Genomic DNA, 6,701 nt, shown 5'->3' with positions numbered 1-6,701 from the left:
GAATGAGTGAAATGGATGATCTGGTCGCATTTGCGATTTTGGTCGAGGCCGGCAGCTTTACGCTGGCGGCGCAACGGCTGGGGTGCAGCAAGGGTCAGTTGTCCAAGCGCATCAAGTTTCTGGAAACCAGCTTTTCCGTGGTCCTGCTGCACCGTACCACCCGAAGCCTGAGCCTTACGCCTGCGGGGGCTGCGTTGTTGCCGCAGGCACGGGCATTGATCGTTCAGGTCGAACGCGCCAGGCAGGCGTTGGCACGATTGAGCGACGAAATATCCGGCTCGGTGAGAATCACGGTTCCTGTGTCACTGGGCGAAACGTTTTTTGATGGGTTGCTGATGGAATTCTCAAAAAAACATCCGTTGGTGCACATTGAACTGGACCTCAACAATGGCTTTCGTGATTTGCACCGCGACGGGTACGACTTGGCGATACGCACCAGCGTGGGCAGCGATGAAAGGCTAGTGTCCAAACCACTGCTCGCCATGCAGGAGTTGACCTGCGCCAGCCCGGCTTATTTGGAGCGCCACGGCGAACCGACCCATCCACGGTCATTGAGCGAACATCAGTGCTTGCTGAACAGTCATTACAGTGGTCGTAACGAGTGGGATTACCATCAGGATCATCAACTGACCCGGGTGCATGTCTCGGGTCCGTTTGCCAGCAATCACTACAGCCTGTTGAAGAAGGCCGCCCTGGTCGGCGCGGGAATCGCTCGACTGCCGTCCTACATGCTGCACTCCGAAATCACCGATGGCCGCTTGCTGTGGTTGCTGCGCGATTATCAAACACCCAGTTTGCCGCTGTATCTGGTTCATCCCTACGTGGGTGGTTTGCCGCGCCGTACCAAAGTCCTTGCGGATTACCTGCTGGGTTGGTTCGCCCGCAGCAGTAACGCCCTTGAACGGCTGTGATGTAGCAGGCACCCCCTGCAGGTAATTGTCACATGGTTAAAGTTTCATGAGATTTATGCTTGTTGACGAAAACGATGGCTCACAAAAAAACGACCCGTAGGTCGTTTTTTAGTCACACCACACGCTACTCAACCACCCAGATAGGCATCCCGCACTTTCGGGTCTACCAACAACTCTGCTCCCGTCCCTTGCATGACCACCCGGCCGTTTTCCAGCACATAGGCCCGGTCTGCGATTTTCAGGGCCTGGTTGGCGTTTTGTTCCACCAGGAACACGGTCACACCGTCGCGACGCAGTTGTTCGACGATCTCGAAAATCTGCTGAATGATGATCGGTGCCAACCCCAGCGACGGCTCATCCAACAGCAGCAGCTTGGGTTTGCTCATCAGTGCGCGGCCGATGGCGAGCATTTGCTGTTCGCCGCCCGACATGGTGCCGCCACGCTGATGGAAGCGCTCCTTGAGCCGAGGGAACAGCTGCAAGACCTTGTCCATTTGCTCTTGGTAGTCGCCTTTTTCGGTGAAGAACCCGCCCATGGCGAGGTTTTCTTCCACGGTCAGGCGGGCAAACACGCGACGGCCTTCGGGCACTACCGCGATGCTTTTACGCATGATCTGCGAAGAGTCCAGCCCGACCAGCTCTTCGCCCATGTAGCGAATGCTGCCGGCATGGGCGCGTGGTGAACCGCACAGGGTCATCAGCAGGGTGGATTTACCTGCACCGTTGGCGCCGATGAGGGTGACGATTTCGCCTTGGCGAATATCGACATTGACCGAGTGCAGCGCCTGGATCTTGCCGTAGAAGGTGGAAACGTTTTCGAATTGCAGCATTTACGCTTCCCCCAGGTAGGCTTTGATCACTTCAGGATTGTCGCGGATTTGCTCCGGCGTACCGTCGGCCAGGGGTGTGCCCTGATTGATCACGACGATGTGGTCGGAAATGCTCATGACCAGTTTCATGTCGTGCTCGATCAGCAACACCGTGGCGTTGTGTTCGTTGCGCAACATGCCGATCAACGCCTTGAGGTCTTCGGTTTCACGCGGGTTCAAACCGGCAGCCGGTTCGTCGAGCATCAGGATGCGCGGACGCGTCATCATGCAACGAGCGATTTCCAGACGGCGTTGCTGGCCGTACGCCAACGTACCTGCAGGGCGGTTGGCGAACTCCTTCAGGTTGACCTGTTCCAGCCAATGTTCGGCGTAGTCCATCGCCTCGCGCTCGCTCTTGCGAAACGCCGGGGTCTTGAACAAGCCGGCCAGGAAGTTGGTGTTGAGGTGACGATGCTGGGCAACCAGCAAGTTTTCCACCGCCGTCATTTCCTTGAACAGACGTACGTTCTGAAATGTACGCACCACGCCTTTGCGGGCAATCTCGTGGCCTGCGAGGCCTTGAATGGCTTCGCCGTCCAACAAGATGGTGCCCGCCGTCGGTTTGTAGAAACCGGTGAGGCAGTTGAAAACAGTGGTTTTACCGGCACCGTTCGGGCCGATCATCGACACCACTTGTTTTTCGTTAACGGTCAGGCCCACGCCATTGACCGCCAACAAGCCACCAAAGCGCATGCTCAGGCCGCTGACTTGCAGAAGCGGACGGCTCATGAATGCGGCTCCGCTTTCAGTTTCATTTCGGGACGTTGCATTGGCAGCAAACCTTGTGGACGCCAGATCATCATCAGCACCATCAAGGCACCGAACATCAACATGCGGTACTCACTGAACTCACGCATCAACTCTGGCATCAGGATCAGCACTACGGCGGCAAGGATTACCCCCAGTTGCGAGCCCATGCCGCCCAGCACGACGATGGCGAGGATGATCGCCGACTCGATGAAGGTGAACGACTCGGGCGTCACCAAGCCTTGGCGAGCGGCGAAGAAGCTACCGGCAAAACCGGCGAATGAAGCCCCCAGGGTGAAGGCCGAGAGTTTGATGATGGTCGGGTTCAGACCCAATGCGCGGCAGGCAATTTCGTCTTCACGCAATGCTTCCCAGGCGCGCCCGATGGGCATGCGCAGCAACCGGTTGATGACGAACAGCGCCAATAGCGCCAGCAGCAGTGCGACCAGGTACAGGAAAATGACCTTGTTCACCGAGTTGTAGGCAATGCCGAAATACTCGTGGAAGGTCTGTGCCCCGTCAGCCGCCGCACGTTCGAACGACAGGCCGAACAGGGTAGGTTTTGGGATGTTGCTGATGCCGTTCGGGCCGCCCGTGAGGCCGGTCATGTTGCGCAGCAGCAAGCGGATGATCTCACCAAAACCCAAGGTCACGATTGCCAGGTAGTCACCACGCAAACGCAACACCGGAAAGCCCAGCAGGAAGCCGAACAATGCTGACATCAAGCCGGCGATCGGCAGACAGATCCAGAAGCCCAGCCCATAGTAATGCGACAACAGCGCGTAGCTGTAAGCACCGACGGCGTAGAAACCGACATAACCCAGGTCGAGTAGCCCGGCCAGGCCAACCACGATGTTTAGCCCCAGGCCAAGCATGATGTAGATCAGGATCAGCGTGGCGATGTCCACTGCGCCGCGTGAGCCGAAGAACGGCCACACCAGCGCGATAAGGATGATGGCGAGCACTATCCAGCGCTGGGTGGAAGGCAGGGTCAGGAAGTTGGTGGTCTTTGTCGGAATGCGCGGCATGTTCGGTGTGGCGCGCCATACAGTGTTGATCTGGTCCTGAAACAGCACCCGGAAAAACATGGCAATGGAACAACCGAAAATGGCGATCAACGTGATATTGCTGGCGCCGATGACCGTTAGATTGACGCCAGCGATTTCCAGCTTAAGGCCGAGAATAGGGTAGGCGACGGCCACCACCAGCAAGGCGCTGAATAGCGCCGATTTGAGATGCTTGCTCATACTTTTTCAACCTCCGGACGACCTAGCAGGCCGGTAGGCCGGAACAACAACACGAGCACCAGCAGCGCGAATGCCACGACGTCCTTGTATTGGTCGCCGAACACGTCGGCACCAAAGGCTTCGGCTACACCCAATACCAGACCGCCAAGCATGGCGCCGGGAATGCTGCCGATGCCGCCGAGTACCGCTGCGGTAAACGCTTTGATACCGACGAGGAAGCCAGCGTTGGGGTTGATCACACCATATTGCATGCTCAGCAAGACCGCGGCGACCGCAGCCAGCGCCGCACCGATAACGAAGGTCAGGGCAATGATGTTGTTGGTGTTGATGCCGAGCAGGTTGGCCATCTTGATGTCTTCAGCGCAGGCGCGGCAGGCGCGGCCCAGGCGAGAGCGAGAGATGAACCAGGTCAGCGCGAGCATGGCGACCAGGGTGACGAGGAAAATCAGAATCTGCATGTACGAAATCACCACCTCATGACTGCTGGAGGTGCCGAACACAAAGTTTCCGGGAATCAGGTTGGGGATCGATTTGTCTTTGGAATCTTGAGCGAGCAACACCGTGTTCTGTAGAAAGATCGACATACCAATGGCCGAGATCAACGGAATCAGACGGTTGCTGCCGCGCAAAGGGCGGTAAGCAACGCGCTCGATGGCGTAACCATAAGCACTGGTCACAACGATACTGGCGACAAAAGCGGCAGTGATAAGCAGCGGCAAGCTGTCCAGCCCCATGGCGCTCAAGCCTGCCAAGGCGATGAAAGCTACGTACGAACCGATCATGTACACCTCGCCATGGGCGAAGTTGATCATGCCGATGATGCCGTAAACCATGGTGTAGCCAATGGCGATCAGGGCATAGGTACTGCCAACGGTCAGACCATTTATCAGCTGTTGGAAAAAGTGATAGAAATCTATCTCAGGCATTACGGCGCTCCTAAAAACCTACGAGTGTCCACTGGTGAAGTCGTTTGCCGCTCGCGCGTCATGGTATTCGTCCACGTTTGACGTGAGCTCAGTGAGGCACTGGTGACGGTTTCAAGATTTTCAGGGGGGAAGAGTTGCTGTAGCGCAGGTCTCGACCCGTTTACCTCGTAAAACAAAGCCCACTGTGGATGCAGTGGGCTTTGGGTGAGTCACAACACTCGAAGCTTATTTCATTGGGGCTTCGGTTTTGGTGCCGTCTTTGTGCCAGGTGTAGACCACAAATTTGAAGTCTTTCAGGTCGCCTTTGGCGTCGTAGCTCAGGTCGCCAGTCGGGGTCTTGAACGTGCCCGCATGGATGGCTGCTGCTACTTTCGCGGTATCTTCGCTTTTAGCGGTGGTGATGGCGTCAGCGATCACTTCAACTGCGGCGTAGGCCGGGAACACGAACGGGCCACTTGGGTCTTCTTTCTTCGCTGCGAACGCTGCTACCAGAGCCTTGTTGGAAGGATCCTGGTCGAACGATTTCGGCAGTGTTACCAACAGACCTTCGGACGCATCTTGAGCAATCTGCGAGATCGAAGCGTTACCCACGCCTTCTGGGCCCATGAAGCCAGCAATCAGGCCTTTCTCTTTAGCCTGACGCAAGATCAGACCCAGTTCTGGGTGGTAGCCGCCGTAGTAGACGAAATCCACGTTTGCTTGTTTCAGTTTGGCGATCAGCGACGAGAAGTCTTTGTCGCCAGCGTTGATGCCTTCGAACACGGCAACCTTCACGCCTTTGCCTTCGAGGGTTTTCTTCACTGCGGTGGCGATGCCTTCACCGTACTGCTGCTTGTCATGGATGACAGCGACAACTTTCGGTTTAACCACGTCAGCGATGTAGTTGCCCGCGGTTGGGCCTTGAGCGCTGTCCAGACCGATAGTGCGGAAGATCATTTTGTAACCGCGAGCGGTGATTTCAGGGCTGGTGGCCGCTGGAGTCACCATGATGATGCCTTCGTCTTCGTAGATGTCAGAAGCCGGTTGAGTCGAGCTGGAGCACAGGTGACCGACAACAAACTTCACGCCATCGTTGACGACTTTGTTGGCTATAGCGACTGCTTGTTTTGGATCGCAGGCATCGTCGTACTCAACAGCTTCGAGTTTTTTGCCGTTAACGCCACCCTTGGCGTTGATTTGCTCAATGGCCATTTTCGCGCCGCTGAACTGCATGTCGCCGTATTGAGCGACTGCGCCAGTTTTAGGGCCGGCAATGCCGATTTTGATGGTGTCAGCTGCGAACGAATGGCTGGCAACCCCGGCCAAAACCAATGCGGCAAACAGCTTGGAAACCTGCTTAATACCCTTAGTCATGATGCTCCACTCTTGTGTTTTAATTTTTATAATCCTGGCGGCCGAGGCTGCAGGACCGGATTGACGACCCTCGGTCATCCCCGGTAACTGTACCGGTACAGTGTAGAGCGCCGGTTTATCCCTTGAACAGCGGGCTACGGGGGGCAACACAGAGGGATGTCGCTTAATTGACAGAAAGAGACAGAATCACACCGACTTCTCGCACTTGCCTTCCGCACAAGTGGGTCCGTTCCCCAAATGATTCTGAACCTCCCATGCAATCAACCACTTAAATCTGGGTTTGTCTGAAGAAATTGCGGCGCTATCATTGCGCCGATTTTCTCTTTGGTGAAACCCATGACGCAAGAACCTAGCACCCTCTATGCCAAACTGCTCGGCGAAACGGCCTCAATTACCTGGAATGAATTGCAACCATTCTTTGCAAGGGGTGCCCTGTTGTGGGTCGAACCACCGCTGGATTTGATTGAGGTCGCAGAGGCCGTGGCTGTTAACCAAGCAGACAAAGTCGCTGCGTGGCTTGCAGCCGGGCAAGTCAGCAAGGTAGATGAATCAAGGGCGTTGGATCTTCTGGCGCGTGACCCGTCGTTATGGGCAGTGGTGGTGGCGCCCTGGGTGTTGATCCAGCACCGTGCACTTGCCTGAGTGACT

7 protein-coding genes are annotated in these 6,701 nt (G+C 56.2%); 2 read left to right on the top strand and 5 right to left on the bottom strand.

Translation table 11 applies throughout. From position 1 onward, the window contains the following. The first annotated feature begins 2 nt into the window (after positions 1-2). Positions 3-911, top strand: coding sequence for a LysR family transcriptional regulator (locus tag M0974_RS13980; protein WP_297837585.1), 909 nt, complete (start codon positions 3-5; stop codon positions 909-911). Positions 912-1,039: 128 nt separating this feature from the next. Here M0974_RS13980 and M0974_RS13975 read toward each other — a convergent pair whose 3' ends face one another. The 5 genes from M0974_RS13975 to M0974_RS13955 all read right to left on the bottom strand — a co-directional run bounded on the left by M0974_RS13975 (position 1,040) and on the right by M0974_RS13955 (position 6,053). Further along, on the bottom strand, positions 1,040-1,741 hold the full coding sequence (locus M0974_RS13975) for an ABC transporter ATP-binding protein (RefSeq protein WP_297837581.1): 702 nt from the start codon (positions 1,739-1,741) through the stop codon (positions 1,040-1,042). Next, complete coding sequence (gene livG / locus M0974_RS13970; RefSeq protein WP_297837578.1) at positions 1,742-2,509, bottom strand: high-affinity branched-chain amino acid ABC transporter ATP-binding protein LivG; 768 nt, start codon at positions 2,507-2,509, stop codon at positions 1,742-1,744. Further along, on the bottom strand, positions 2,506-3,774 hold the full coding sequence (locus M0974_RS13965; protein ID WP_297837575.1) for a high-affinity branched-chain amino acid ABC transporter permease LivM: 1,269 nt from the start codon (positions 3,772-3,774) through the stop codon (positions 2,506-2,508). Before M0974_RS13965 ends, livG begins: the two co-directional genes overlap by 4 nt. After that, a complete protein-coding gene (gene livH, locus M0974_RS13960) occupies positions 3,771-4,700 on the bottom strand; it encodes a high-affinity branched-chain amino acid ABC transporter permease LivH (protein WP_297837571.1) in 930 nt (309 codons plus the stop codon). The genes M0974_RS13965 and livH overlap by 4 nt, the downstream gene beginning before the upstream one ends. 225 nt (positions 4,701-4,925) lie before the next feature. Continuing rightward, entirely contained in the window at positions 4,926-6,053 is a 1,128-nt protein-coding gene (locus M0974_RS13955; protein WP_297837568.1) for a branched-chain amino acid ABC transporter substrate-binding protein, read from the bottom strand. Positions 6,054-6,389: 336 nt separating this feature from the next. Here M0974_RS13955 and M0974_RS13950 point away from each other — a divergent pair, with 336 nt between their 5' ends. Next, complete coding sequence (locus M0974_RS13950) at positions 6,390-6,695, top strand: DUF2288 domain-containing protein (protein ID WP_297837565.1); 306 nt, start codon at positions 6,390-6,392, stop codon at positions 6,693-6,695. Positions 6,696-6,701 lie beyond the last annotated feature (6 nt).

It is taken from the genome of Pseudomonas sp. (assembly GCF_026224925.1).
Lineage (GTDB): Bacteria > Pseudomonadota > Gammaproteobacteria > Pseudomonadales > Pseudomonadaceae > Aquipseudomonas.
Note: the sequence above shows the minus strand (reverse complement) of the source record. Positions and strands in the feature narration are given on the sequence as shown.

Excerpts from the sequence above, each read along its gene's own strand:
- M0974_RS13980 (WP_297837585.1), top strand. The coding sequence starts at position 3 with ATGAGTGAAATGGATGATCTGGTCGCATTTGCGATTTTGGTCGAGGCC.
- M0974_RS13975 (WP_297837581.1), bottom strand. The coding sequence starts at position 1,741 with ATGCTGCAATTCGAAAACGTTTCCACCTTCTACGGCAAGATCCAGGCG.
- livG (WP_297837578.1), bottom strand. The coding sequence starts at position 2,509 with ATGAGCCGTCCGCTTCTGCAAGTCAGCGGCCTGAGCATGCGCTTTGGT.
- M0974_RS13965 (WP_297837575.1), bottom strand. The coding sequence starts at position 3,774 with ATGAGCAAGCATCTCAAATCGGCGCTATTCAGCGCCTTGCTGGTGGTG.
- livH (WP_297837571.1), bottom strand. The coding sequence starts at position 4,700 with ATGCCTGAGATAGATTTCTATCACTTTTTCCAACAGCTGATAAATGGT.
- M0974_RS13955 (WP_297837568.1), bottom strand. The coding sequence starts at position 6,053 with ATGACTAAGGGTATTAAGCAGGTTTCCAAGCTGTTTGCCGCATTGGTT.
- M0974_RS13950 (WP_297837565.1), top strand. The coding sequence starts at position 6,390 with ATGACGCAAGAACCTAGCACCCTCTATGCCAAACTGCTCGGCGAAACG.